Here is a 24,764-nt window from a genome sequence, read left to right on the forward strand (position 1 = left end):
TTAAATTTTGGCTTTTATAGGTGACTTAGCACCGCAAGCAGTACAAATTAAAAACTGAACCCCATTTTCAGATTCTATCTTAGTATCAGGTTTCTTACAAACATGACATAAAACAAATAAATCTGCATAATCTTGTAATTTTTGATTTATCATACTTGAACTCAATTTCCTTGTAAATACCACTCTTTGCCCATCTATAACTGATGGCGCAGCTAACTCTCTTTGTAAATATTTCATTAAATGTTTTGAATCAACATTCAACGCTTTTGCAATCTGAAAAAAATTACTTACTATGGTTTTATTACCTTCCACATGCCCAGTAACTTTGGGCATCTCAAATCTACTTTTAGTTTTTACAGATGCAGGTAATTGTTCTAAACCTTCACTTAACATAGATTCATAATCATCAGATTTTTTCATAATACTTTCAATCTCCCTGGTTTAATTTCGAATATTTCTCCTTCTTTTAATAATTCCTGAATTAAAGCATCAGCATTATTTCCAAAGTGTTTCACAACTATCTCAGTTGGTGCACCTTCTCCTTTATCTAAGTTGTTAATTATATTAACCATTTTTTGTCTTTCTGAAACTTCTTGAACATTCATATCCTGAATAATCTCTTCTTCAAAAGATTTTGGAGCTTGGTTTATTTTAACTTCTTCTTCCACAGGTTTCACTTCTTTACTAATTGCTTCTAATTCTAATTTTCTTAGTTTGGCCCATTCAGGTTCTAACTTTCTTGCAATTTCTACAATTAAAACTGTTTGATTATTGTTTACTCTTGGTCTTCCTACAATTAAAATCAAATCTCCGGGATTTTTATCTTTTAATATGTGAACATTTTCTGCAAAAACAGTTGCATTGATATTACCTGTACTATCATCTATAGTCAAAGAACAGAAATTTTCACCTTCTCTCTTATCAGTTACAGTTGCTATTATATTTGCCCTAGATATTTTTCTTCTATTTTTAGTTAAAATATAGTTAGGATTCCACCCTTCTTGAACAAAATACTGTCCTTCAAGCAAGTCTTTAATACTTACTTTGTAAGCAACTTGTCTACCTTGTCCGGTTTGTCCATTTTCCTGAAAACCTTGCATTTCTGCCATTTTAACCCTAAAAACCCCTTAAAGATTTATATATCTTTGGAAATTTAACCTCTATATCTTAGCCAAGAAACCTTTCTTTGGCTCATAAAGATCACCCGATCTTTTCAGTTTTTCAATAGCCTCTTCTATTTTATCTGCAGTCAGTCCTCTTTCAGCAGCTTCAGACATTACATCTTCTATTGGAATTGTTTTTCCATATTTTGATTCTAAATCATTAATAATCTCTCTTACAGAAATTATTTTTCCTCTCTGAGAACTACTCATTCCAGTTGAAATTCTATCAATATCAATTTGTCCAGTTTCTGGATCAACACCAACTTGTAACAAACAATGTTTTAGTAATTCAACTGCTCTCTTTGCATCTGCTCTTGTCACACTATCAGATAACCTTATTCTTGCAGCAGCTTCAGCCATTCTTACTAAAGATTCTAATTGTCTTGCTGAAATTGGAATTGGCTTTATATCTCTTTCGCTTGAACTTCCAGAATTTCTTAAGGCAACATAAAAAGATTTTATTTCATCAATCGCACCATCACTTAATCTTGGATTAATATGTTGTTTAGTATAAGCAATATATTTTCTTAAAGTTTGCGTATCCACAGTTATATTCATAGTTGTAGCATCTTGATGAATATTTAAAACATGTTGTGCAATTCTTTCATCAACTTCTTTATTAGGTAAATCTCTTATTGGAAAAATTAAATCAAATCTATTAATTAATGCAGGAGGTAAACTAATCTGAGAAGCAATTGGTGCAAAAGGATCGAATCTTCCTAACTTAGGATTTGCAGCTGCTAAAACAGTGGTTTCTGCTCTTAATGTAGCTTGAATATTTGCTTTAGATATACTAATTTGTTGCTGAGCCATAGCTTCATGCAAAGCAGAAGTATCTTCATCGCTCATCTTATCCATTTCATCTAAACATAATATACCTTTATTTGCTAATACCATAGCACCTGCTTCCAAAGCCCATCCCCTCATAAATTCATCTTTCACAACACTAGCAGTTATACCTGCACCAGATGCAGATCTTCCAGCAATATATCTTGCTTTGGGTGCAGCCTTAGCAACAAAAGTTAACATAGAAGATTTTGCTGCTCCTGGATCTCCGACTAATAAAATATGAATATCTCCCCTTACTGAAGTTCTATCGGGTCTTGTTTTTTTCACACCACCAAACAATAATAAAGTAATTGCTTCTTTCACTTTTTCATGTCCATAAATAGAAGGAGCTATAGCACCAACTAAATTTTCTATTACTTTAGGATCAGCCGCCATTTCTTTTATTCTAACTATATCTTCAGGAGACAAATTAACTTCTGAAAAATCTTCGTGTATTGGTTCAATAAAATTAGCATCCATTGCTAAATCATATCTTGTTGATTGTGCACCGGTAGATAATATTATAGGAACTTCTTTTACAACACCCATAACAAGTATTTTTGAACCGGGAGTTGTCTTCTTTTCCATCTTAGGTTCAACTAAATCTTCTTTTAAGAAAACAGAAAGTCTTTTTGGTTGTTCTCCACCTTCTAAATTTTCTGGAGCTTCTTCAACAACTAATCTCTGAGCATCAACTAAATCCTTAGACAATAATTTAAATTTTCCTTTTCTTCCACATGAACATCTAAATGGTTCTTTAAATCTTGAATCCAATTGTAAAACTGAAATTGTATTTCCACATGAAGGACATTCAAATTTTGCAGTAACTACTTGAGGTCTAACATCAGACGCTTGTCTTACTATACCTTCTATAGAAATAAATTTGGAAAGATGTTTTGATCTTATATCTCTTACAGCCACATATTGTGACTCAGGTAAATTCTTAAATCTTGCTCTAATATTAGATTTTACAAAATCAAACTGACTTATTGCAATTTCAGCAGCTTGTATCAAATCTTCAGGACTATTTAATAATGCTTCAGCTAATTCAACATCATATCTCATCAACTCTTGAAAATCTAAATTTAAACACCTATGGCCTTTTTCAACAGCTTCAGCTAAATCTTTAGAATAAGTAGATTCTACAAACCCTTGAAACTTTTCTATTTGTTCTGATGACTCCATTTAACCCCCCTCTTCTAAATATACAAAAAACTACAACCTAAAAAAAGAAAAAAGTTTAAGAATTTAAGCTTTACCTATTTGCTTTAAATTCTCAATCAGTTTGTCTACCGCTTCGTTTAACTTAGCTTCTGACCTTGTTCCTGTGCAAACTATTTTTCCATTACTAAATAATAAAAAAGTAGCTCTTGTTCCAGGTAATTTATAAACTAACCCTGGAAACTGCTCTGGTTCATACTCTGTATTCTCTAACTCCATAGCTAAAGAGTTTAAATTTAAATCAATACCAATATCTCCAGAAGCAACCATATTTTGAATTTTTATAACCGGTTCTATCTTTATTTTTATATTAATTTTAGCTAAATTCTTTATAATAGCATCAACTGATTCTTTAACCTTTTTCATAGATTTTGCACCAGTTGAAACAATATTACCTGAACTAAAGATTAATGCACTTGTCTTAGGCTCTCTTATTCTCATAACTAATCCTGGGAATTGTTCAGGATTATACTCTGTATTTGGTAATGCCTCGGCAAGTTTTATTAAAGGTACATCATGCTCTAATGAAGCAGAAGCAACAATATTCTGAATTTTAATCTCCTTTTTAACCATTTTTTAACCCCCAATTATTCTTTTCATTTATAAAGGGGGTAAAATATTTAAAGACTATGATTGTGGTTTATACAGCTTTAAAACCCCATAAAATGACCCCTATTTAAGCAAAATCGAAAATATACACTCTAAACCCTATATATTTTTATATCTTCTATCATAAAAAATAGCTATGATTTCTAGTATATGGACTGAAAAGTATAGGCCAAAAGACTTCAATGAAATCGCAGGCCAAGAAAAAATAGTTGAACGTGTCAAAGCATTTGTTGAACAAAAAAACATGCCCCATATGTTATTTGCAGGTCCAGCAGGCATAGGTAAAACAACTTTATCTTTAGTTATTGCAAGAAAATTATTTGGTGAGGCTTGGAATCACAATTTCTTAGAATTAAATGCTTCAGATGATCGTGGAATCGATACTGTAAGAGTAAAAGTAAAAGATTTTGCAAGAACAAAAGCAATTGGAGATGTTCCCTTCAAAATTATTTATCTTGACGAATGTGATAGTCTAACAAAAGAAGCACAACAAGCACTAAGAAGGACAATGGAATCTTATACTGCAACATGTAGATTTATCTTAAGTTGTAATTATTCAAGTAAAATTATAGAGCCAATCCAATCAAGATGCACAATTTTTAGATTTAAACCCTTAGATAAAAATGCTATATTAAAAATTATAAATCATATTGCTCATAAAGAAGAAATGCACATTACTGAAGATGCAAAAAATACCTTAATAGAAATTTCTGGCGGTGATGCAAGAAGATTAGAAAATATTTTGCAAAGTTGTGCAGCAATGAATAAAGATATTGATGAAACGGCAATTTATGAAATAGTAAGTATTGCTCGCCCAAAAGAAATTCTTGCAGTTTTAGAAAAAGCAATTTCAAATGATTTTATTGGTGCAAGAAATTTATTATTAGATGTCATGCTGAATCATGGTCTAAGTGGTGTAGATGTTATTAAACAAATACAACAAGAAATTCTAAACCTTAATATTACTAATGAGCATAAAATGAAATTAATTGATAAATGTGGAGATATAGAATTCAGGCTTGTAGAAGGTTCAGACGAGTTTTTACAACTAGAATCCTTATTAGCTAATTTTACTCAAACTAAATAAAATGTTAAAAAAAACATTACATGGAAAATATACACCTGCATCTTCTAAAGAATTAATAAGCCAAAAATCACAATTTGAAAATCTTAAAAAATTTATTTCAAATTATAAATATGAACCTAAAAAAATTATCCTTCTTGCAGGCCCAACAGGCTCTGGAAAAACTTTATTAGTATACTTACTTGCAAAAGAACTAAACTTAGAATTAGTTGAATTAAATTCTTCTGATTTTAGAAGTAAAGAAGATATTAAGAATGTAATTGGGAACGCAATTACACAACAAAGTCTATTTTTCACAGGAAAAATAATCTTCTTAGACGATTTAGATACAATTTCAGGATTGCAAGATAGAGGATGTATTACTGAATTAATTAATATCTCAAAAAAATCAACTTTCCCAATTATTTGTACAATCACAGATACAGAAGAAAAGAAAATAAAAGATTTAAAGAAAAGTAGTATCACTTTAGAACTAGAAAAATTAAAACATGAAGATATTTTAAAATTCTTAAAACAAATAGCTGAAAAAGAATCTTTCAGCTACGAAGAAAATGCTCTAAGCATGCTTGCAAGAAGTTTTGGCTCAGACTTAAGAGCTTTATTAAATGATTTACAAGTTTTAAGTTTAAATAAAATTACCCTAGATGAATTAAACTCCTTAGGTGAAAGAGACTTATCAAATAGTGTTAAAGATTTATTAAAAGTTATTTTCAAAAGCAAAGATATAGCAATTATCTCAAGATTAACAGATAATTTAGATGTAGATTTTGATGAGTGTATGCTTTGGATAGATGAATCTTTACCTTATGAATATTCAGGAGAATCACTAAAAAAAGCCTATGATTCGTTAAGTAAAGCAGATGTCTTTAAAGGAAGAATCTCAAGATGGCAACACTGGAGATTTATGATTTATCAAATTCTTTTAATGAGCTCAGGAGTTGCAGTTTCTAAAAATAAAAAATCTGAAAGGATTGTTATGTATCAAAGACCAACAAGAATTTTAAAAATGTGGATTGCAAAACAAAGGTATGCAAAAAAACGTGCAATCGCTCAAAAACTTGCAAAAGCCCTTCATCTTTCAACAAGTAAATCCCTAACAGAAATGATGCCTTATTTAAAATTCTATTCAACAGAAGTCACAGCACAAGAACTAGAACTTGAACCCGAAGAAAAAGAATGGTTGCTTAAAGAATATTAGTTCTTTTTAACTTTCTTAACAAATTCAACAATGCCGCAAGAAATTAAATACGAAATTATCAAAACACTAAGCATATAGACAAATAGGGTGCTATCTTCCACCCCAAAACTTTCAGCACAATAAGTAAAAGTTGAAGCTACAAATGCATAAGCTATCGGAGAAATTAAAGAGCAGTCACATCTAATCTCAATTGGAGCATTGCAACATCTTGGCATTAAGCTCTGCGCAGTTTCAGGAAATAAGGGAATTAAAGTTACTAAAAGCAATATAATTAAAATTAAAACAATTTTCCACAAATTAGGTTTTAAAAATTGTTTTAAATTCATATTTTCATCTCGTTCAATCTTTTTACTCTTTCATCCAAAGGTGGATGTGTAGAAAGTAAAGTAAAAAAGCCTTTAGCAGTAAAGGGATTTACAATAAACATATGCGCAGTTGCAGTATTCTTATTTTTTATAGGATGAACTTCAACTGCATCTGTTAACTTTTTCAAAGCACTTGCCAAAGCCTTAGGATTTTTAATATTTCTAGCTCCAGTTTCATCAGCCAAATACTCTCTTGAACGTGAAATTGCTAATTGAATAAACATTGCAATTATTGGTGCAACAATAGCCATAATAATCATACCCATAATATTATTATCTCTATCTCTTCCACCCATACCAAAAATTGCAGCATATCTTGCCATCATCGCAGCATATGAAATCACACCGGCAATAGTTGCTGCAATAGTAGAAATTAAAATGTCTCTATTTTTAACATGAGCCATTTCATGTGCAATTACTCCTTTTAATTCCTCATCACTCAAAAAATCTAAAATTCCTTTAGTAAATGCAATTGAAGCATGTTTTGGATCTCTCCCAGTTGCAAAAGCATTTGCATACTGTTGATTAATCATAAATATTCTAGGAATAGGAACTCCAGTATCTTTAGCAACTTCTTTAACTAATTCGTAAATTTTGCCTTTCTTTTCAATTTCCTTTGCACCATACATAAACAAAACAATTTTATCAGAAAACCAATAAGTTACAAAATTCATCAAACAAACAAATATAATTGCAATTGTCAATCCCGTTTTTCCAAAGAAACTTCCAACTAACAATAACAAACCAGTTAATATTCCTAAAAATAACACAGTTTTTAATTGATTTTTTATCATAATCTAATTAAGAGAGTTAAGTTTAAAACATTTTCTATTAAAAAAATAAAAAAATAAGAAGTTTAATTAAATCTTTTCACAATTCTTAAGCTGCTTCGTCGTCGTATTGTTGTTCTTCGTCTTCGCCGAAATCTTCGCTTTCTTCTTCGTTCTTAGATTCTTTTTTAAAGCTTTTTCCGCCACCAGTTTTGTTTGCAGCACTACCCATCATTTTGATGGTTACATTTTTAGCTTGTTTACCTTTATCAGTTTCAACTGACTCAAATGAGACCACATCATTTTCTCTCAAAAATGATCCTTTCGGTAGAGAAGTATAGTGTACGAAATAATCTTCTCCATCTTCACTAGCTATAAAACCATAGCCTTTCTTTCTATCAAACCATTTTACTGTTCCTTCCATTTTTAATCTTCCTCCAAATTTTACTTTAAAACAATATCAAAGCAGTTTTTGAACAATATATCTTATCAGAAAATCATGCTCATATATCTTACTTTCATATTATTTTATGGATTTTAATTACCCTTTCTTTTTAAAACTTTGGGTTTTTTTGCCTTCCTCTGTCTCAAAAATAATATTAAATTCCATATAATTGCTATTAAAATAACCAAAAACACTAAAATAACCCCCTTATTCAAGGTATAAGCACTAATTAAATCACCCCTTAACAGATGAGCAATACCTCTTGTTAACCCACATGAAGGACATGCACACCCAGAAAATAAACCACTGGTAGGACAATTCCCTCTATAGATTAGCTCCAAAATCCTACTAAAAACACATAATCTTGGGCCATTCTCAAGCAATTTTAAGGGTAAAACTCTTAAAAATATAAGAATAAATAACAAATTAAAAACTATTGCTCTTGGAGAACTAAAACTTAAAAATTCTAAAAAGAGGGTTTTAACCCTCTTCAATTTTTTAAATATCAACTTACCCATTCAATATTCTGGAAAGGATGTTTGGTTGCAATTAAAATTATATCTATTATAGACCAAATTCCACAACCACCAAGAGTTATTAATTTTAATACTCCTTGCCATACATGTCCCATAATAAATCTATCAATACCTAAATAGCCAAAAAATATTGACATAATTAAAGCTAATGTCCAATTAACTTGCTTAACTGTTCCGTCTGCCATTGTCAGCCTCCTTTAATTTACTTTAAGTAATTTAAAAGAAGGGGATATATAAATCTTACTTAATAAACAGGACAGAAATAAGAATTATTAAAATTATAAATACTGAATAAATTGATGAAATAACTAAACTAACTATACTTGTTATATATCCTGCTTGCTGAATTCCATTTGGAAAAATTTTCTTTTGTTTTTTCGAAAAAATAATTCCCAAGATTCCTAAAATTATACCTATAATTGGAATCCCTAAAACAGTTAAAAAAAGACTAATAATCCCCAAAACTAAACTAGAAACACCCATTCCGTTAGCAGTATTTGGTTTAACTTTTGAAATGGACTTTTTGGACTTTTTTGAAATAGACTTAACTTTTGCCATCTAAAACTAAATAAATCTCAGAATATTTAAACTTATTCAAAATTAAATCTTAAGCTGCCGAACTTGCAATAGACGCAAATGCTGAAGCCACTGCTACAATAGCAATGATAACAATTACAGCATAGATTGTTGAAATTACTAATCCAACAATACTCGTTATTAAACCACCTGTTGCAATTCCATTTGGAGCTCTACGTTTTTGCTTAACTGCCAAGACTATTCCAACAATTCCAAGTATTATTCCTATAACAGGAATTACAAAATTAATAACAATACTTAAAATTCCCAGAACAAGACTGACGATTCCTAAACTATTAGATTCTCCACTTATATTTGAATTATTTACTTGTACCATTATTCCTCTAAACGAGATTATATATTTAAAAGTATCTAAATTAGCAATATAATTTAGTATATAATCTGCCGTTTTAGGGTTAGTAAATGACTTAATTCTTTTTATATCCTAATTTAAAAGCATTTGATATTATAATTCAATCTAATCATTTACTAAATTATAGAAACCTTTAATAAAAACCTTAACTAAATTAAAAATATGTCTTATGATATTGTTATTGGCAGATCAAAATCAGATTTTGATAAATTTCAAAATGAAGGTACAGTTTTCATAGGAAAAACTTATGTAAAAATGGGTCGTGAAGTTTCTCTAAGTAATAATTTATTTCTAGATGTAGCAAGAAGTCATGTTGTCCTTATTTGTGGTAAAAGAGGTTCTGGCAAAAGTTATACAATGGGTGCAATCGCAGAAGGAATAATTGATCTTCCAGAAAATATTCGTCAAAATCTAAGTTTTGTTATTCTTGATACTATGGGTGTTTATTGGACAATGAAACACGCAAATCAAAAAGATGAAGATATGCTGGCAAAATGGAATTTAGAACCAAAAGGGCTTAATGTAAATATTTATACTCCTCATAGTTACTTTAAAAAATATCAAGATGAAGGTATGCCAACAGATTATTCATTCGGAATTAGACCTTCAGAATTAATGGGGGTAGATTGGTGTAATGTTTTTGATATTCCAGAGCATAGTGATGCAGGGGTTTTAGTAAAAAATGTAATTCATAGATGTAAAAAAGAATTGAAAGTTTATGAAATACAAGATGTAATAAAAGCTGTCAATTTAGCAGATTTTGATCAAGATGTTAAAAGAATTGCAGTCAATTTATTTATGGAAGCCCAATCATGGGGATTATTTAATTCTAATGCCGAATCGTTAAAGAACATCGCAAAACCAGGAGAAGTTTCTATCATCGATGTAAGTTGTTATGCAACTCTTCCAGGTGGATGGAATGTTAAATCTTTAGTTATTGGTTTAATTGCGGAAAAATTATTCGAAGATAGAATGAAATCGAGAAAATTCGAAGAATTAGAAATGGTACAAAGAGGCTTTGATTATTTTAAGACTCAAGAAGAATTAACTTCAAAAGAAAAAATGCCCTTAGTATGGCTAGTTATAGATGAAGCTCATGAATTTTTACCTTCAAAAGGAACTACACCTGCTTTAGCAGCACTGAAAACAATCCTAAGAGAAGGACGTCAACCAGGTATTTCATTGATTTTGGCAACTCAACAACCAGGAAAAATACATTCAGATGTTATCACCCAATCAGATATTGTTATTAGCCATAGAATCACAGCAAAAAAAGATATAGACGCTCTTGGAGAAGTTATGCAAAGTTACATGGGTCAAGGTTTAGTCGATGTAGTCAATAATCTGCCAAGAGAGCCAGGTGCAGCAGTTTTATTGGATGATACTTCAGAAAGAATAATTCCTATGAGAATACGTCCAAGAATAACATGGCATGGTGGTGAAGCACCAAGTGCAGTTCATAAAATTAAACGTGGTGCGGGATTAGACTTCTAAATTTACACCTAATCAACTTTTTTCAACATTTCTATAAGAATAGTTGCATCAGTCTTAAAAAGACTAATTTTGTTACTGAGTTGGCTACGGTTATCCATCATCTTCACAACAGCCTGTTCTAAAAGATTATGCATATCTTTGACTATAGCTATTTGAGCCCATAAATACTTTTCAACTTCAGAATAAATTTTAAATTTAATTAGAATAGCCTTATTTTCCTTAACTCTAGCTAAATTTTTATAGAGAATTATTCTAAAAGTTTCAAGATATAAATTTAATTTATCAAAACTATTTTGTATTTCAATATTTGCTTTCTCGACCAAATCCATAGTACCAGAATTAATAATATTAATATTCAAGTAAATACTATCTAAATGTTTATTTAGTTCTGGGCGACTTATTATCCTCAATATACCCATTTCAGTCAAAGTAATCATAGATAGTTTTTTATTCACTCTGCACCCTCCTTTCCAACAAGATCAGCAACACAGGCACCCACTACTGCAGGTAATGTAACTGTTGCAACTTGTATATATTTTTCAACGAAAGTTAATTCCCCAAAGTGAGGATAGAATAATATTAAAGTAATCATACTTACTAACACAGCAGTAAAATAGATTATTAACATTCTAAATGGAATAAATAACAAAAACTTGCGTTCTGTTACTTGTCTAAACCCTGCAGTATAAATAAAGATAACTGCAATTATTAATGCAAGTAAATATAATAAATGAGCCCTCATAGCATTCAGATGCTCAGCAATTTCAACACCATATGTAAAAGTATAGTGTACTGTAACACCACCAAAAGCACCAATCAAGCTTTTTATAAAATCCCTTTTGCTTACTTTCTTTAAAGGGTGAGGACCAACATCTTTCTTTATTTTCTTTTCAATTTCCTCTAATTTTTTTAATTCATCTATTTCTTGTTTCTCAAAATTTTCTATTTTCTGTTCTTCTTTTTTTTCTAAAGAAAGATTTTTTAATTCTCTTTTCTCTAATTTAAGTATCTCATCTTCTCTTTTCTCTATATTTTTCTCTTCTTGAAGTAACTTTTCCTCAGTTTTAAACAGTCTACTCAATAAACTTTTAGTAGTTTGCTTTTGAGGCTGAATCTTCTTCTTAGAACTAACTCTAACACCTCTCTTTACAGACCTCTTTTTCATACTAAACCTCTTTCTTATTTGTAAATATTTAAACTTTTTTCTTTTTATTGAGTTTTTTCACACAAAAATCAACACAAATCCGATATTTCCTTGGAGAATATTTTCCAGTTTTTATAACATTTAATATTTTAGGTTCGCAATATTTCTTTATTTTTTCTATAGCCTTACTAGATATATCCTCTTCTTTTTCAAAATCATAAAAATGGATGATTCCTTTTTTATTCAAAACTTTTAAAGCAACATCCAAAAAATCATCTGCATCTCTTGGTAAAGGCATAATTATCCTATCAAATTTTTTCTTTAGTTTAATTACAACTTTTCTTACATCTCCGCAATAAGCTTCAACTCTATCTTGAACTTTGTTTAATTTAATATTCTCTAAAGCAAACTCATGTGCTTTAGGATTCCACTCAATACCAACTATCTCATTAGCTTTAGAATTCTTTGCAATTACAATAGAATAAGGAGAAACGCCAGAAAACATGACTAAAATTTTTTCCCCATGTTTAACCTGTTTTGCTATTCTTAGTCTTTCGTTAGATAATCTTGAAGAAAAGTAACAAGTCTCAACATTTAATTTAAACAAACATCCATTTTCTTTATACAATGCAGTTTTATTTTTCACACCAGTAATTACACTCAATTTTCTAGTTCTATACTTTCCAGAATGCATCTTAGTTTTATATAAAATAGTTTTTGCATTTTTTCTTTCTTTTAAAAGAGCTTCTGCTTCTTTCTTAGAAATTTTATTATTTAAAATAATAATATCGCCCATAATATCATAAGAAAGATGTCCTTTTTTCTTGTTTAAACGTTTCATACACAGAAAACTTTAAATATAGAGCTTTATAAATATTACCTTAATGAAGCTCAAATGTTATAGAAGTGGATTTTTATCAGTTTTATTTCTATTTTTAAGTTCTCTAAAGGTTTATGCTGCTGGAGAATTTGATTCCTCATTCATTTCAGGAACATTCAAATCAGGTTTACAAGGCATAACTGGAATATTTGATGCTTTCTTTACAGTCTTAGGAGATAATCCCACTACAATCTTAAAATTAAGCCTAGCAGTAGTTTTAACTATTTTATATTATGCAGTATTTAAACAAGTACTTAAAAAGAATGAGAATTACGGAGAAACAGGTTCAAGCAAACCAGCATGGATCATTTCAATAATAACAGCTATTCTTAGTGTTATCTTTATACCTGAAAGTGTTTTATTAGTCTATAAAGATATTTTTATGATTGCTACATCTTTATTATTAATTGCACTTCATGCATTTGCTATAACTAAATGGATGAAAGAAAAAACAAGATTTAATTATTTTGTTAAACTATTAATTTCTGCAGTTGCAATAATTCTTATTGGGAAAATATTAACTTCTGAAATAGGTGCTGCAATGAAGGCTATTGCCGGATATTATTTAATATTCTTAATATTCGCAATGTTATATTATTTAATCAAACTAATTGTTCCCGGTGGGGAAGTAACTGTAAATGCAGGAAATATAGCCCAAGGAGCTGCAAAAGCAATTTACAGCGGAGCAAAAGCAGTTAATCAATTTGTAGAAGAACGAGATTTGATTGATGGAATTTCTAAAGAACTTAATAATTTCGATGCACAAACAGCTAAAGAAGAACAAAATATAACTAATTTTATTAATAGTCTTAAAAATATTTTACCTCAACTTGTAAATACAGCTATTGCTCCCCAAAGAAGAGCTGAAATTATAAATCTTTTAAGACAAAAAATAACTTATCTAAAAGTGTATATTTCAGATCCTAAAACCGTTAAAAGAATAGACGAGTTAACAAAAGAAATTGGTATATTGGAAGATTCTGCTCAGAAAAAAACCCTAGCTACACAAAATCAATTTGAAAAAACTCAAGAAGCTATCAAAAAAATAAAAAATGATTTATCTAATAGCATTCTAAATGAATATAAGAAAAATTTAGACAATGCAGTTAATAATATTAATATAAACTTAGGAAACAACAGAAAAGTATTGAGAAATGCAGTTATTTTTATAAAAACTTATAATAGAGTTGCAGTTGGTCAAATAAATGGTGTAGAAACTATAATAAATAGTACCCTACAAGAAAATAGACCATTAACAACAGAAGAATCTGTACAAACAATTAAGTATCTTTCAAATGTTTTAAGATTACTTGATGAAAAAAGAAAAAACTTTGAAAGTCTATCAACTAACCTAAAAAGCCTTAAAGATTCAGAAAACCTTTTGATAAGCGTTATACAAAAAGGAGAACAAGAAATGTCCAAATTGATAGAAGCATTTAATATTAATCAAAAAAAAAGTAAAAGCAGCTTCAAACGGAAGGAAGGAAAAGTTACACCTTCATCTAAAAAAGATAATTCTGAAAGAAGCCCATTTTGGACCAGCCCTTACTCAAAATAATCCTAGAACCACTTACCTAAACTCTGATTTTTATTATCAATTTTAATTTTAGACTTCTTCACATCATCAAAATTTAACCCACTTTCAACTCTTTCTAAACTAAACTCATGCTCATCAACTAATAATTTAATAATCCTGTCTCTATCAATTTCTTTCCAATCTAATTTAACATTTTTCTCAACTTTCATCTTTTCAAATAATTCATAAACTTCTTTCCAATCAAAATCAACTTTCACAGCTTCAAAAATCTTTTCTGGTTTCTTGTATTCTTTAACAATTTTCAAAGCATTCTTTGGACCAACACCTTTTACTCCACCTTGATTAAAATCAGTCCCAACTAAAATAGCTAAAGAAATAAACTGCGAATAATCAATTCCTAAACTTTCCAAAGTATCCTCTAATTTAATCAACTCAGGATTAATAGAAATATACGCTCCTGAAGAAGTTTTTCTTTTCTGTGCTAAAGTTAAATTTCTTAACAAATTAGGAGAACCAAAAACCAAAGCATCTGCATCTTGCGAACCAACATAATCAACCATCCCTTCTTTACATAATGCTGCAGCTTGAGCTTCTGCTTCATAAAGTGCTTGAACAATTGGTATACCTAAAGCTTTGATAAATTCCTTGGACTCATCAATAATCTCTTGACTCATTCGAATAGACTGCCTTGAATATTTATACATCAACTCCTCATTACCTTCTTCTTTTGCTAACTCAAACATCTTCTCAGCTTCCTTCTTCTTATCATCTCTATACTTCCTCTCACTCTTCTTAAGCTCAGGACTCTTACCATCAAAAACAAACACCAACTTAACATTCTTCTTCATCAAATTAGTAGTCCTTGTCAGTAAACCCTGCAAATGTGAAGTCACTCTTCCTTGACTATCTTGTAATAGAGTTCCATCTCTTTGCCTTATAGAACTAAGAAACTGATAAATAACATTAGAAGAATCGATTGCAACCTTTTTTCCACCCAGCTCTTCAAAACTTAACACTTCTTTTTTAAGTAAATCAGTTATTGCAACACCCATAACTAAATTCAACAACTTTAACTTTATATAATTTACCACCAAAGTCTTTATATACCTCTAAAACTTAAAAATCTCGAAAAGATGGTGATTTCACATACAGCTCTAGATCATAAAGGTGGAAGGTATTTCTACAGATTACATAATTTAAAAATTGCTAATTTATGTCAGAATTATCCGAAACTGAAAGATTATCTTTATGATATGCTCAAAAACTGTCCAAATAATTATTTTAATGAAGGCCCAAGAAGCAGCACTTTAAAATTTAATTTAGAAAATCTAAATCAAAAATATATTTCTAATCACGAAACAGGCTCATTAACAAAATTTGGTCTTGAAGAAAATGCAAAACGTTACAAAACTTCACATTCTAAAGTTCAAGTTTTTATGTTAGAAAATGACTTTAAAACTATTGCTGTTGAAATCCCAATCTGGCTTTCACCAACAGAATTAGAATGTTATCAAGAATTATTCAACTCTGAAAAACCCTTAACAGGACATATTGATTTACTAAGAATTGAAGACGATAAAATTTGGGTATTTGATTATAAACCCAATGCAGAAAAAGAAAAATTTGCTTCAACCCAAATTTATTTCTATGCTTTAATGTTAAGTAAAAGAACAGGAATTCCCTTAGAAAATTTTAGATGCGCTTATTTTGATCAAAATCATTGTTATGCTTTTAAACCAGAAGATATTTCTCTAAAACAACCTATAAAAATAACTGAATTTTGTAAATAAGCACCAATATTCCTACAATAGCTTTATAAATCACTTTAACACTATATGGGTTATGGTAAAGATTCAATTTTATGCTCTAGATTTAGAATCAGATGAAAATCTAAAAATTTATGGAAAAACTCTAGATAATAAAAGAGTCTGTGCTATAGATAAAAATTACAAACCTTCATTCTATGCTCTGGGAAAAGACATAGAAAAACTAAAAAAGAAAATTTCTTTATTAGAAGAAGATGAATCCAAAGTAACAGAAGCTTTAATTGAAGATGTTTCTTATTATGATGAAAAAACAAAAGCACTTAGAGTTTACACAAATAACTTAAAAGCAATTACAGTTCTTGCACATAGAATACGCCAAGATTATCCGACCTTAGACTTAAAAGAAACTGATATTTCTGCATACAAAAGATACTTAATTGATAATAATTTAACACCTCTAACTTTATGGGAAGTTGATGGAGACATTATTAATCATCATGAACTTAATGTAGAAATTTGCGTCTCTGGAAAAATTACTCAAGTAAGTGATGATATAATTCCTAATCCAAGAGTTCTAGCTTTAGACATAGAAGTTTATGGTTTTGATTTCGGTGGAGATAAAGGTTCTGTAGAACCTATAATAATGCTCTCCCTAGTGGGTTCTCATAATTATAAAAAAGTTATAACCTGGAAGAGATTTAAAAATCCACAGAATTATATTGAATTTGTAGATAGTGAAATGGCCTTATTAGAAAAAGCAAATGAAGAAATTTTAAAATATAATCCGGACTACTTATTAGGTTATTTCTCAGATGGTTTTGATTTCCCATATATAGAAAAAAGAATGAAAAAATATAAAATAAAAAGTAAAATAGGTTATGATAACAAAGGAATTAAAATAAGAAACAACACAGGAGAATCAATTGCAAAACTAAAAGGAATTTCTCATATAGATGTTTACAAATTTGTTAGTGGAGCAATGTCAGTCCCGCTAGACTTAGATTCATATTCTTTAGACATAGTTGCAAAAGAACTTTTAGGAAGAGGAAAAGTAGAAGTTAATATCAACAAACTTTCAGAATCCTGGGATAAAGGAGATATTAAAAAATTCTGCGAATATAATTTAATGGATTCAATCTTAACTCTAGAAATATTTCAAAAAATACTTCCAAACATAAACGAGTTAGTAAAACTCATAGGTTCTCCAATACAAGAAACAAGTAGAATGACTTATGGACAATTAGTAGAGCATTATCTAATGAAACGTTGCAGAGATTTTAAAGAAATTATTCCTAAAAGACCTCCGAGAAGTATTGTTTTTGAAAGGAGAATGCACACTTACCAAGGTGCTCTAGTTATGGAACCACTTCCAGGATTACACGAAAATCTAGTTTTTTTAGATTTTAGAAGTTTATATCCGACAGTCACTATAGCTAAAAACATCTCTCCTAGCACTTTAAGACTTCATCCACCTGGATACGAAACTCCTGAAATTAGGGATGAGTCTGGAAGAAGTGTAGTTTATTACTTTGATAAAAACAAAGAAGGATTCATACCTAAAATATTAAGGGATATTATTCAAAGAAGAAACACTCTAAAAGAAATAACAAAAAAAGAACCTTCTCCTGTATTAAACGCAAGAAGTTATGCTCTAAAAACAATTGCAAACTCAACTTATGGTTATATGGGTTTTGCAGGTGCAAGATGGTATTGTCGTGAATGTTCTTCTTCAATCACAGCCTGGGCAAGAGAATATATTACTCAAACAATAGAAGATGCAAGAAAAGAAAAATTTAAAGTTATTTATTCTGATACAGATAGTGTTGCAATTGTTCTTGAAAATAAAACAAGACAAGACATCTTAAAATTTATAGAAAAAACAAACAAAAAACTTCCTGATTTAATGGAATTAGAATTAGAATCTTTCTATAAAAGAGGAATTTTTGTATACAAAAAAGGAGAACTCAAGGGTGCAAAAAAGAAATATGCTCTAATAACAGAAAAAAATGAAATAAAAATCAAGGGATTTGAAACCGTAAGAGGAGACTGGAGTAAAATTGCTCGTAAAACTCAATATGATGTTTTAAAATTAATCTTAGAAGGTACGCCAAAAGAAAAAGCAATGAAATATGTCTTAAAAGTAATTGATGACTTAAGAAATAACAAAGTAAACAAAGAAGATTTGGTTATTCAAACTCAATTAAAAATGAATTTAGATGAATATTCAGTTATAGGACCACATGTAGCAATTGCTAAAATAATGAAAGAAAGAGGTTTTAGAATAGGCGCAGGCTCACCTGTATGGTATATAGTTGGAGAAGGCTCAGGTAAAATAAGGGATAATGTCTGTTTACCAGATGAATGTAAAAATTATAGCAAAGATTATTATATTAATAATCAAATTATTCCAGCAGTTGAAAAAATATTCATGGTTTTAGGATATACAAAAGAAGATATTTTAAAAGATAAAAAACAAAGCTCACTAGGTGATTTTTAATGAAAGAGCAAGAATTAAAAGATTATAAAAAAGCAGGACAAATAGCTGCAGAAGTTTTAGAATCATCAAAATCTTTATTTAAAAAAGGAAAGAAATTCTCAGATATTGCAGAAGAAATAGAATCTCAAATAATAAAAAAAGGTGGGAATCTTGCTTTTCCAGTAAATCTTTCTTGTAATGAAATTGCAGCACACTATACTCCTCATCCAAACGATGAATTAACTTATGAAGCTCAACTTATAAAAGTAGATTTGGGAGTCCATATTAATGGCTGCGTTGCAGACACCGCAATAACAATTGGCCCAAAAGAAAATACAGATTTAATAGAAGCCTCAAAAGAAGCTCTAAATAAAGCTTTAAAACTTTGCACACCCGGAACAGAAATAAATAAAATAGGAAAAACAATTCAAGAAACAATAGAAAATTATGGATTTAAACCTATAAAAAATCTAAGTGGCCATGAATTAACAACGCATGTTTTACATTCAGGGCAAGTAATTCCTAATTACAACAACCAAGATAAAACCTTACTAAAAGAAGACCAAGTATTTGCAATAGAACCTTTTGCAACTACTGGCACAGGTTTAGTAAAAGATGGAAAACTAAGCACAATTTATTCTTTAGAAGAACACAAACCTCTAAGAGCTAATAGAGATGTTCTAAAATATATTGAAGAAAATTATAAAACTCTACCCTTTGCAAAAAGATGGTTATTAAAAAAATTCCCTCTACCAAAAGTAACTTTAGCTCTAGCACAAATGAAATCATTAGGAATAATTAGAGAATATTCTCAATTGATAGAAATTAACAAAAGCTTAGTTTCACAAGCAGAACACACAGTAATTATAAAAGACAAACCTATAATAACTACAAAAATTTAACCAAAATATTTATAAAACTTAAAACCATTAAAATCCACTAAATACGACTAAAAATGGGTTTAAAAAAGATTTGGAACAAAGCAAAATTGCCTCTTAAAATAATAGGCATACCCCTAATTCTTTTGCACCTTGGCACCCAAAGTTATTACTTAGCACGAAATTACCACGAGTTTTTTAGACCTTCAAAAACTTCTCAAGCATTTGAAAAAAGGTTCGGATTTAAAATATATAATTTAGAAAAAAGTAAAATCGGATCTGATAAAATCTATAATCTTTTACTGAAAGAAAATTTGGAATCCAGATTAGATATAAAATATATTGAAGTAGTAAATAAAAATTATTTTAAAAAATCTTTTTTTCAACAATTAACTGAATTTTTCATAGATGGTTATGTAGGGCATTATCAAGGAAATAGAATTTTTCTTATAGAGGATGCAAACGAAAAACTATGGCACCATGAAATAAAACATTCTAAATTTTATAAAGTTAGAAAAGTAAATCCAGAATTAAAAAAACAATGGATTGAATTAAGTCTAGATGAAAATGGAAATAACTCCTATTTAAAACCTGAAAGGAGCATATTCTCAAGGTTTAAATTACTTGGTAAAGTTGTAAACAAATATTATCCTTCTGAAAAAAATCTTTCTTTAGGTTTTGTAAGTAACTATGCGCGCACTAATTTAGATGAGGATATAGCCGAATTATGCTCAAAAATAGAAGTAGAACCATTATTTTTCGAAACACAACTTAAAAACGAAAAGATAATGAAAAAAATTGAATTTGCTCAAAAACAAAAGCTAATACCTCCAGAATTTATAGACTATCTAAACCTAAGAAAAACCGACTATTCTAGGCTTACAAAAGAAAAACTAAATGAAAAAGAAGCAGTTTATTTCCTTGATCAAAGTAAAGAATTCTTGAATAAATATCCTTCTAGTGTATACGCTCAACAAATAATTAATTTTAGAGGAAAAGTTCTTGAAGGAAGCATAACTTCAGATAATAAAAAAGAATTTTTAGAAAAAGCAGTTTCAGAATATCTATCAGGATTAAGAGGGGATTATAAAGATAAAATATTTTATTGCGATTTACTAGAAAGCATTTCAAGATGCTATAAAGCATTAAAAAATAAAGAATTTGAAGACTTTTATAATTCCTTACTTCAAAAAGAATACTATCTTAAAGAATTATCATTTCTCAAAAAGTAGAGAAACACCACATTTATAAATAAGTTTTATTTTACTTAAAATATGAAATATACTGAATCATCTCAAAAAAATATAATTGCACAGGATAAATTTTTCATTGTTTTATCATTAGTAAGTATTCTTGGTTTTATAGGCATAGTTTCAGAAACCATCTTTAATTATCGTCTAACACCTTATATTGAGTCAATTTGGTTATTGATTATTGGAATAGGTTTAATCTATGAAACTAAATTTAGTGCATTAATCTCATTGAAAAATGGATTAAATCAAGAAAACTTTCCAATTGTTGTAACTGAAGTAATAGGTGTAATTGCTGTTCTTTCAGGTGCATTTAGTTTCCCCCCAATTAAAATAGATACACCTGGATTCTTTGCAATTAAAGGTATAGTTAGTATAATTGCAATTGTGATTATATTCATTCAAACTTGGATTGCTAAAGAATAAAACTACTTTTTTAGTTCAACTTTTGGCCTTGAACCAATTTACTAAACAACTAAAAAATATTGTAAATCGCACCTTTAAGCTTAGATTCTAATCTAACATCAAATCCAGAACCTGAAATATAGTAAGCTCTTGGCATAATTTAATCTATAAAACAACCTCAGATCCTACTCTTAAAGTTTATTAGATTTATAAAATTAATTTAAAATTGCCTTTATTTCCCTTTCTAACTACAGGAATCATAGTTTTCTCTAAGGTTATACCTTATAACCAAAAGGTTTATATATTTGTATTAGGTTATACCCCATAACATGACAAAAGAACAGATCTTAATCTTTAAGAAATCGGCGGATAGTCTCTTTAATCAAAAAGATTATACTTCTGCAACAATACTCTATTTTAAAACCTGGTTTGCAATCCAAGATTATACCTTACTTGAAAAAGTGGGTCAATCTCCCAAAGATCATGGAGAAAGATTCAGATTATTAGAAAAAAGCTTCCCAAAAAGTTATATTAATTTAGACAAAGAATTCTCAACGTATAGAGACACTTACTCAAAAATAATAGATAAAGAAACTTGCATAAGAATAAAAAAGACTGTAGAAAATGAAATCAGAAATTACTCAATTAACTAAATTTAGTAAAGTGTTTTATGAAAAACATAAAACCGAAATAAAAGACATTATCCTATTTGGATCTATATTAAAAGGTAAGCTAAATCCTAATGATATCGATATTTTAATATTATTTAACAAAAAAATAGACAAAGATTTGGAATATGAGTTTAAACAACAAACTAAAATTAAAAATTTAGAAATAATCTCAAAAACATTATTAGACCCTTCATTTACAGCCAGAGAAGGAATATTGTTTGAAGGATTTAGTTTAATTAATAAAAAGTCTATCTCTTCAGAATATGGATTTGAATCAAAAGGAATGTTTATTTATAATACTAAAAAATTAAATAACACTAACAAAACGAAATTCTATTATGCCCTTAATGGAAGAAGAAAATTTAAAGGTATGGCAGATAGTTTACAGGCAATTAAACTTTCAGATAATATCTTATTAGTTTCATTAGACAAAATATCCTTAGCTAAAGAATTTTTTAATCACTGGGGTATAGAATTTAAGTATGTCCCCTCATTAATACCTGAAAGGTTGTCAAAACCCCATTTACTTAGTAAAATTGAATAACTTTTAGTTTAAACTTTAACTTTTTTAGCCCTAACAATTCTAAATCACTATATTCATAGTTAAATCTATTCTATCTATTTTTTTCTCAACTCTAGTCACGAGTAACTTTTTATTTGAGAAGTTATCTAGATCATAAGAAATATCCTCATCAAAATATAACTCAACATAATCTAACTTTTGCGTAAAAAACCAAATAACCTGCCCATAATATTCAGGTAAGCATTCTACTCTATATCCCTTACCAAGATATTCTCCTTCTTTAATCTTTTTTCCAACAAGTTTTTCTGCAAATTCTTTTGATTTAATCAAATCTTTCTCAAATTCTTCCCTTTCTACCTTCTTACCTAACAAAGTCGCTTCATGTTCTCCTTCATACCAATTATATTCCAATTTGAAAACTTCCATAATAGCGCTCATTTATTTTTTTGAGATTTGTTTTCTTTTCTCTTTCTCAGGTATTTTTAAATAATTATCTTTTGACACAACAGGTCTTCCTAATTCTTTCTCAGTTTCTTTTCTGGCATTACCTGCGACTTTGCCACCTCTTTGTGCAGCATCTTTACATTTATTGAAACCTTGAGAATCATCTTTTTTAGTAATCTCAGTAGAAACCTTTTCTCCAAGCATTGTAAAAATTAATTCTAAATCATCCATATGATATCTTAAATTTTCTTTCTTCAGACCTTTAAATTCTTGATATTCTTTTGGAGTCATTCCAAAAGTAGCTTTAGAAATTTCAGCAGTTAAAATCGCAAAACCATTATCCTCTTCAACACCTCTATTCTTCCATTCATTTGTTAATTCATCTCTTACTGCAATACCTCTAACCCTTTTCTCAATCCATTCATCAGAATATCCTTTTGCTTTGTAAATTTCCCTTATCCTTTTTTGAGCTAATTCAGGATTTTCTATTTCTTGAACCCGCTCATAACCTACTTGGGCTAACCAAAGTTTGAAAGGTTCTGCCTTTGGAGAAGGAATTGATTGTATAATCCTAAATATACCAGAAGTACTTGCACAGTCAGTTTCATAGAATTTACCATCTGAAGACATTAGTTTCAGTTGTCGACAAAATGTCGATAACTCAATATTACTTGATTCTTGCTCTCTTTTCTTTAATCTATACCAATAGTCTTTAGCATCGATACTATCTGTTAAAGCTTCAACAATATCAATAACTGAAAAATACCACTCTCCATTATGCCAAATTCTTCTAATTTTCTTATCCTGAAATACCACTAAAGCATGATCTTTGTCCATTTTACCAATTAATACATTTAGACTTATAAACGCTACGCATCCATGTCAGTATGTCAAAAACTATTGTTAATTCATTTTAGATGTAAACTTAGCCTATAATTTCTTTTAACTCCCCAACCTTCTTAATATCATAATCCCCTTTAAACTCACCCTTAACAACCCAATTAACAGAAATAGTCTTAATTCCTAATTTCTTAATCTCTAATATATCTTTATCTCCTGCTCCAACATAATACGCTATTTTTCCTTTTTCTTTGATAAACAGTTTAAATAAGCTTAATTTGTTTGGATAATCTTTTAAAGGACTTTTATAAATAATATCAAATAACTCAGAACAACCTATTTTTTCTAAAATAGGTTCAACAGATAATTCTGGAGCAGAAGTGATTAAAACTAAAGTATACTTCTTTTTAAGTTGTAATAGATAATCTACAAGCTCTTGAACTAAATCTTCTTTTTTTACTTCTGAAACAGCTAACATAGAAAATAGATTTCTAGCAAAAGTAGTTCTAGTTTTAGGATTAATATCACCTAAATATCTTTGCATAATTTCATTTACTTTATCAAAATAATTATCTAATTTAGAATATTTAATAATAGATTTATCTTTTAATAGAATAGACATTACATAAAACCAGTTTTTATGTGCTTTTTCAAAAGGTCTGGATTTTAATAAAGCACCATTCAAATCTATTGCAATTACTGGGTTCATATTAAACAATAAAGAGAAGAGAGTTTAAAAGGGTTTTGGCCCTAGGATGACTTACTGGATGAGTTGATGGATGAAGGAAAGTTTTAATAAGATAAATTATTAAAAATCTTTTTTTAATTGTTCATATGCCCAAATTATCTTTTTCATTCTTCTTTCAGCTAACAGAATAAATTGTTTATCTAAGTGATTGACTTTATCAGGATGGTTTTTTTGACATAATTCCTTATAAGCTCTTTTTATATCGTCTTTTGGAGCCCCAGGATTTAATCCTAAAATTGCGTAAGGATTATCCTCTGATTCTCCACCAAGCTCGAGTATATGCGGAGATTTTATATTAAAAGACTGCAAGGCTTTTATACCTGAATTCCAATTTTTATGTTGAATATTTGCATGTAAATGTTTATGTTGTTCTGGCGAAATAATAATTAAGTTAGATAGATCATAATTAAATTTATCCTTGTCTATATGATGAACCAATAAATCCTTAAACTCTTTTTGAGGATAATGTTGATTAAACCAAGATCTATAAAAATTAAAAATTTCTTTTTCTGCAAGATCTTTATGAATTTCTAAATTATT

At 29.1% G+C, this 24,764-nt stretch carries 30 protein-coding genes; 11 read left to right on the forward strand and 19 right to left on the reverse strand.

The window, feature by feature from the left end; genetic code table 11:
• The 4 genes from J4403_02455 to J4403_02470 form a co-directional block, all read right to left on the reverse strand.
• On the reverse strand, positions 1 to 420 hold the full coding sequence (locus J4403_02455) for a translation initiation factor IF-2 subunit beta (protein ID MBS3167043.1): 420 nt from the start codon (positions 418 to 420) through the stop codon (positions 1 to 3).
• A complete protein-coding gene (locus tag J4403_02460; protein ID MBS3167044.1) occupies positions 417 to 1,109 on the reverse strand; it encodes a hypothetical protein in 693 nt (230 codons plus the stop codon). Before J4403_02460 ends, J4403_02455 begins: the two co-directional genes overlap by 4 nt.
• A 51-nt stretch (positions 1,110 to 1,160) precedes the next feature.
• On the reverse strand, positions 1,161 to 3,176 hold the full coding sequence (locus tag J4403_02465) for a minichromosome maintenance protein MCM (protein ID MBS3167045.1): 2,016 nt from the start codon (positions 3,174 to 3,176) through the stop codon (positions 1,161 to 1,163).
• A 63-nt stretch (positions 3,177 to 3,239) separates the two neighbouring features.
• Positions 3,240 to 3,785 carry a TATA-box-binding protein gene (locus tag J4403_02470; GenBank protein MBS3167046.1) on the reverse strand — a complete coding sequence of 182 codons (546 nt, stop codon included), beginning with the start codon at positions 3,783 to 3,785 and terminating at the stop codon, positions 3,240 to 3,242.
• Between the two features lie 172 nt (positions 3,786 to 3,957).
• Between J4403_02470 and J4403_02475 the strand changes: the two genes are divergently transcribed.
• Together J4403_02475 and J4403_02480 are read left to right on the forward strand one after the other, a co-directional pair.
• Positions 3,958 to 4,908 carry a replication factor C small subunit gene (locus J4403_02475; protein MBS3167047.1) on the forward strand — a complete coding sequence of 317 codons (951 nt, stop codon included), beginning with the start codon at positions 3,958 to 3,960 and terminating at the stop codon, positions 4,906 to 4,908.
• Position 4,909: 1 nt separating this feature from the next.
• Positions 4,910 to 6,103, forward strand: a complete 1,194-nt coding sequence (locus J4403_02480) for a replication factor C large subunit (GenBank protein ID MBS3167048.1) — start codon at positions 4,910 to 4,912, stop codon at positions 6,101 to 6,103.
• Here the strand turns inward: J4403_02480 and J4403_02485 are convergent.
• From J4403_02485 to J4403_02515, 7 genes are all read right to left on the reverse strand, one after another.
• A complete protein-coding gene (locus J4403_02485; protein MBS3167049.1) occupies positions 6,100 to 6,429 on the reverse strand; it encodes a hypothetical protein in 330 nt (109 codons plus the stop codon). The two genes, J4403_02480 and J4403_02485, sit on opposite strands and share 4 nt — an antisense overlap.
• On the reverse strand, positions 6,426 to 7,262 hold the full coding sequence (locus J4403_02490) for a zinc metalloprotease HtpX (GenBank protein MBS3167050.1): 837 nt from the start codon (positions 7,260 to 7,262) through the stop codon (positions 6,426 to 6,428). Before J4403_02490 ends, J4403_02485 begins: the two co-directional genes overlap by 4 nt.
• An 85-nt stretch (positions 7,263 to 7,347) precedes the next feature.
• The gene (locus tag J4403_02495; GenBank protein ID MBS3167051.1) at positions 7,348 to 7,662 is read right to left on the reverse strand and encodes a cold shock domain-containing protein; all 315 of its coding nucleotides are present in this window, start codon (positions 7,660 to 7,662) and stop codon (positions 7,348 to 7,350) included.
• Between the two features lie 113 nt (positions 7,663 to 7,775).
• Positions 7,776 to 8,201, reverse strand: a complete 426-nt coding sequence (locus J4403_02500; protein MBS3167052.1) for a DUF2752 domain-containing protein — start codon at positions 8,199 to 8,201, stop codon at positions 7,776 to 7,778.
• Positions 8,189 to 8,404: a TM2 domain-containing protein gene (locus J4403_02505; protein MBS3167053.1), complete on the reverse strand. Its 216-nt coding sequence runs from the start codon at positions 8,402 to 8,404 to the stop codon at positions 8,189 to 8,191. The genes J4403_02500 and J4403_02505 overlap by 13 nt, the downstream gene beginning before the upstream one ends.
• 55 nt (positions 8,405 to 8,459) lie before the next feature.
• Positions 8,460 to 8,702, reverse strand: coding sequence for a DUF4190 domain-containing protein (locus J4403_02510; GenBank protein MBS3167054.1), 243 nt, complete (start codon positions 8,700 to 8,702; stop codon positions 8,460 to 8,462).
• 124 nt (positions 8,703 to 8,826) lie between these two features.
• Entirely contained in the window at positions 8,827 to 9,132 is a 306-nt protein-coding gene (locus J4403_02515; GenBank protein ID MBS3167055.1) for a hypothetical protein, read from the reverse strand.
• 198 nt (positions 9,133 to 9,330) lie between these two features.
• On the opposite strand from J4403_02515, the gene J4403_02520 reads away from it, so the two are divergent.
• The gene (locus J4403_02520; protein ID MBS3167056.1) at positions 9,331 to 10,662 is read left to right on the forward strand and encodes an ATP-binding protein; all 1,332 of its coding nucleotides are present in this window, start codon (positions 9,331 to 9,333) and stop codon (positions 10,660 to 10,662) included.
• Positions 10,663 to 10,670: 8 nt separating this feature from the next.
• On the opposite strand, the gene J4403_02525 is transcribed toward J4403_02520, so the two are convergent.
• The 3 genes from J4403_02525 to J4403_02535 are packed head-to-tail and all read right to left on the reverse strand — an operon-like array spanning position 10,671 to position 12,647.
• Positions 10,671 to 11,117: a hypothetical protein gene (locus J4403_02525; GenBank protein ID MBS3167057.1), complete on the reverse strand. Its 447-nt coding sequence runs from the start codon at positions 11,115 to 11,117 to the stop codon at positions 10,671 to 10,673.
• Positions 11,114 to 11,827: a DUF2391 family protein gene (locus J4403_02530; GenBank protein MBS3167058.1), complete on the reverse strand. Its 714-nt coding sequence runs from the start codon at positions 11,825 to 11,827 to the stop codon at positions 11,114 to 11,116. The genes J4403_02525 and J4403_02530 overlap by 4 nt, the downstream gene beginning before the upstream one ends.
• Before the next feature lie 28 nt (positions 11,828 to 11,855).
• Entirely contained in the window at positions 11,856 to 12,647 is a 792-nt protein-coding gene (locus tag J4403_02535) for a class I SAM-dependent methyltransferase family protein (GenBank protein ID MBS3167059.1), read from the reverse strand.
• 43 nt (positions 12,648 to 12,690) lie between these two features.
• Here J4403_02535 and J4403_02540 point away from each other — a divergent pair, with 43 nt between their 5' ends.
• Positions 12,691 to 14,244 carry a hypothetical protein gene (locus tag J4403_02540; GenBank protein ID MBS3167060.1) on the forward strand — a complete coding sequence of 518 codons (1,554 nt, stop codon included), beginning with the start codon at positions 12,691 to 12,693 and terminating at the stop codon, positions 14,242 to 14,244.
• A 2-nt stretch (positions 14,245 to 14,246) separates the two neighbouring features.
• On the opposite strand, the gene fen is transcribed toward J4403_02540, so the two are convergent.
• Positions 14,247 to 15,275, reverse strand: coding sequence for a flap endonuclease-1 (gene fen, locus J4403_02545; protein MBS3167061.1), 1,029 nt, complete (start codon positions 15,273 to 15,275; stop codon positions 14,247 to 14,249).
• A gap of 81 nt (positions 15,276 to 15,356) precedes the next feature.
• Here fen and J4403_02550 point away from each other — a divergent pair, with 81 nt between their 5' ends.
• From J4403_02550 to J4403_02580, 7 genes are all read left to right on the forward strand, one after another.
• The gene (locus J4403_02550) at positions 15,357 to 16,013 is read left to right on the forward strand and encodes a PD-(D/E)XK nuclease family protein (protein ID MBS3167062.1); all 657 of its coding nucleotides are present in this window, start codon (positions 15,357 to 15,359) and stop codon (positions 16,011 to 16,013) included.
• A gap of 52 nt (positions 16,014 to 16,065) precedes the next feature.
• Entirely contained in the window at positions 16,066 to 18,486 is a 2,421-nt protein-coding gene (locus J4403_02555; GenBank protein ID MBS3167063.1) for a ribonuclease H-like domain-containing protein, read from the forward strand.
• Positions 18,486 to 19,367 carry a type II methionyl aminopeptidase gene (gene map / locus J4403_02560; protein ID MBS3167064.1) on the forward strand — a complete coding sequence of 294 codons (882 nt, stop codon included), beginning with the start codon at positions 18,486 to 18,488 and terminating at the stop codon, positions 19,365 to 19,367. Before J4403_02555 ends, map begins: the two co-directional genes overlap by 1 nt.
• A 53-nt stretch (positions 19,368 to 19,420) precedes the next feature.
• Positions 19,421 to 20,575: a hypothetical protein gene (locus tag J4403_02565; GenBank protein MBS3167065.1), complete on the forward strand. Its 1,155-nt coding sequence runs from the start codon at positions 19,421 to 19,423 to the stop codon at positions 20,573 to 20,575.
• Between the two features lie 42 nt (positions 20,576 to 20,617).
• Positions 20,618 to 21,019 (forward strand): hypothetical protein, encoded by a 402-nt coding sequence (locus tag J4403_02570; GenBank protein ID MBS3167066.1) that lies wholly within the window; start codon positions 20,618 to 20,620, stop codon positions 21,017 to 21,019.
• Positions 21,020 to 21,327: 308 nt separating this feature from the next.
• Positions 21,328 to 21,651 carry a hypothetical protein gene (locus J4403_02575; GenBank protein MBS3167067.1) on the forward strand — a complete coding sequence of 108 codons (324 nt, stop codon included), beginning with the start codon at positions 21,328 to 21,330 and terminating at the stop codon, positions 21,649 to 21,651.
• Positions 21,623 to 22,213 carry a nucleotidyltransferase domain-containing protein gene (locus J4403_02580; GenBank protein ID MBS3167068.1) on the forward strand — a complete coding sequence of 197 codons (591 nt, stop codon included), beginning with the start codon at positions 21,623 to 21,625 and terminating at the stop codon, positions 22,211 to 22,213. Before J4403_02575 ends, J4403_02580 begins: the two co-directional genes overlap by 29 nt.
• A gap of 39 nt (positions 22,214 to 22,252) precedes the next feature.
• On the opposite strand, the gene J4403_02585 is transcribed toward J4403_02580, so the two are convergent.
• The 4 genes from J4403_02585 to J4403_02600 all read right to left on the reverse strand — a co-directional run.
• A complete protein-coding gene (locus J4403_02585) occupies positions 22,253 to 22,618 on the reverse strand; it encodes a hypothetical protein (GenBank protein ID MBS3167069.1) in 366 nt (121 codons plus the stop codon).
• A 12-nt stretch (positions 22,619 to 22,630) separates the two neighbouring features.
• A complete protein-coding gene (locus J4403_02590) occupies positions 22,631 to 23,473 on the reverse strand; it encodes a Bro-N domain-containing protein (GenBank protein ID MBS3167070.1) in 843 nt (280 codons plus the stop codon).
• Positions 23,474 to 23,561: 88 nt separating this feature from the next.
• Positions 23,562 to 24,185, reverse strand: a complete 624-nt coding sequence (locus J4403_02595; protein ID MBS3167071.1) for an HAD hydrolase-like protein — start codon at positions 24,183 to 24,185, stop codon at positions 23,562 to 23,564.
• 99 nt (positions 24,186 to 24,284) lie between these two features.
• The coding region (locus J4403_02600; protein ID MBS3167072.1) for a J domain-containing protein at positions 24,285 to 24,764 on the reverse strand (480 nt) is incomplete at its 5' end.

The organism is Candidatus Woesearchaeota archaeon (assembly GCA_018302225.1).
GTDB lineage: Archaea > Nanobdellota > Nanobdellia > SCGC-AAA011-G17 > JAGVZY01 > JAGVZY01.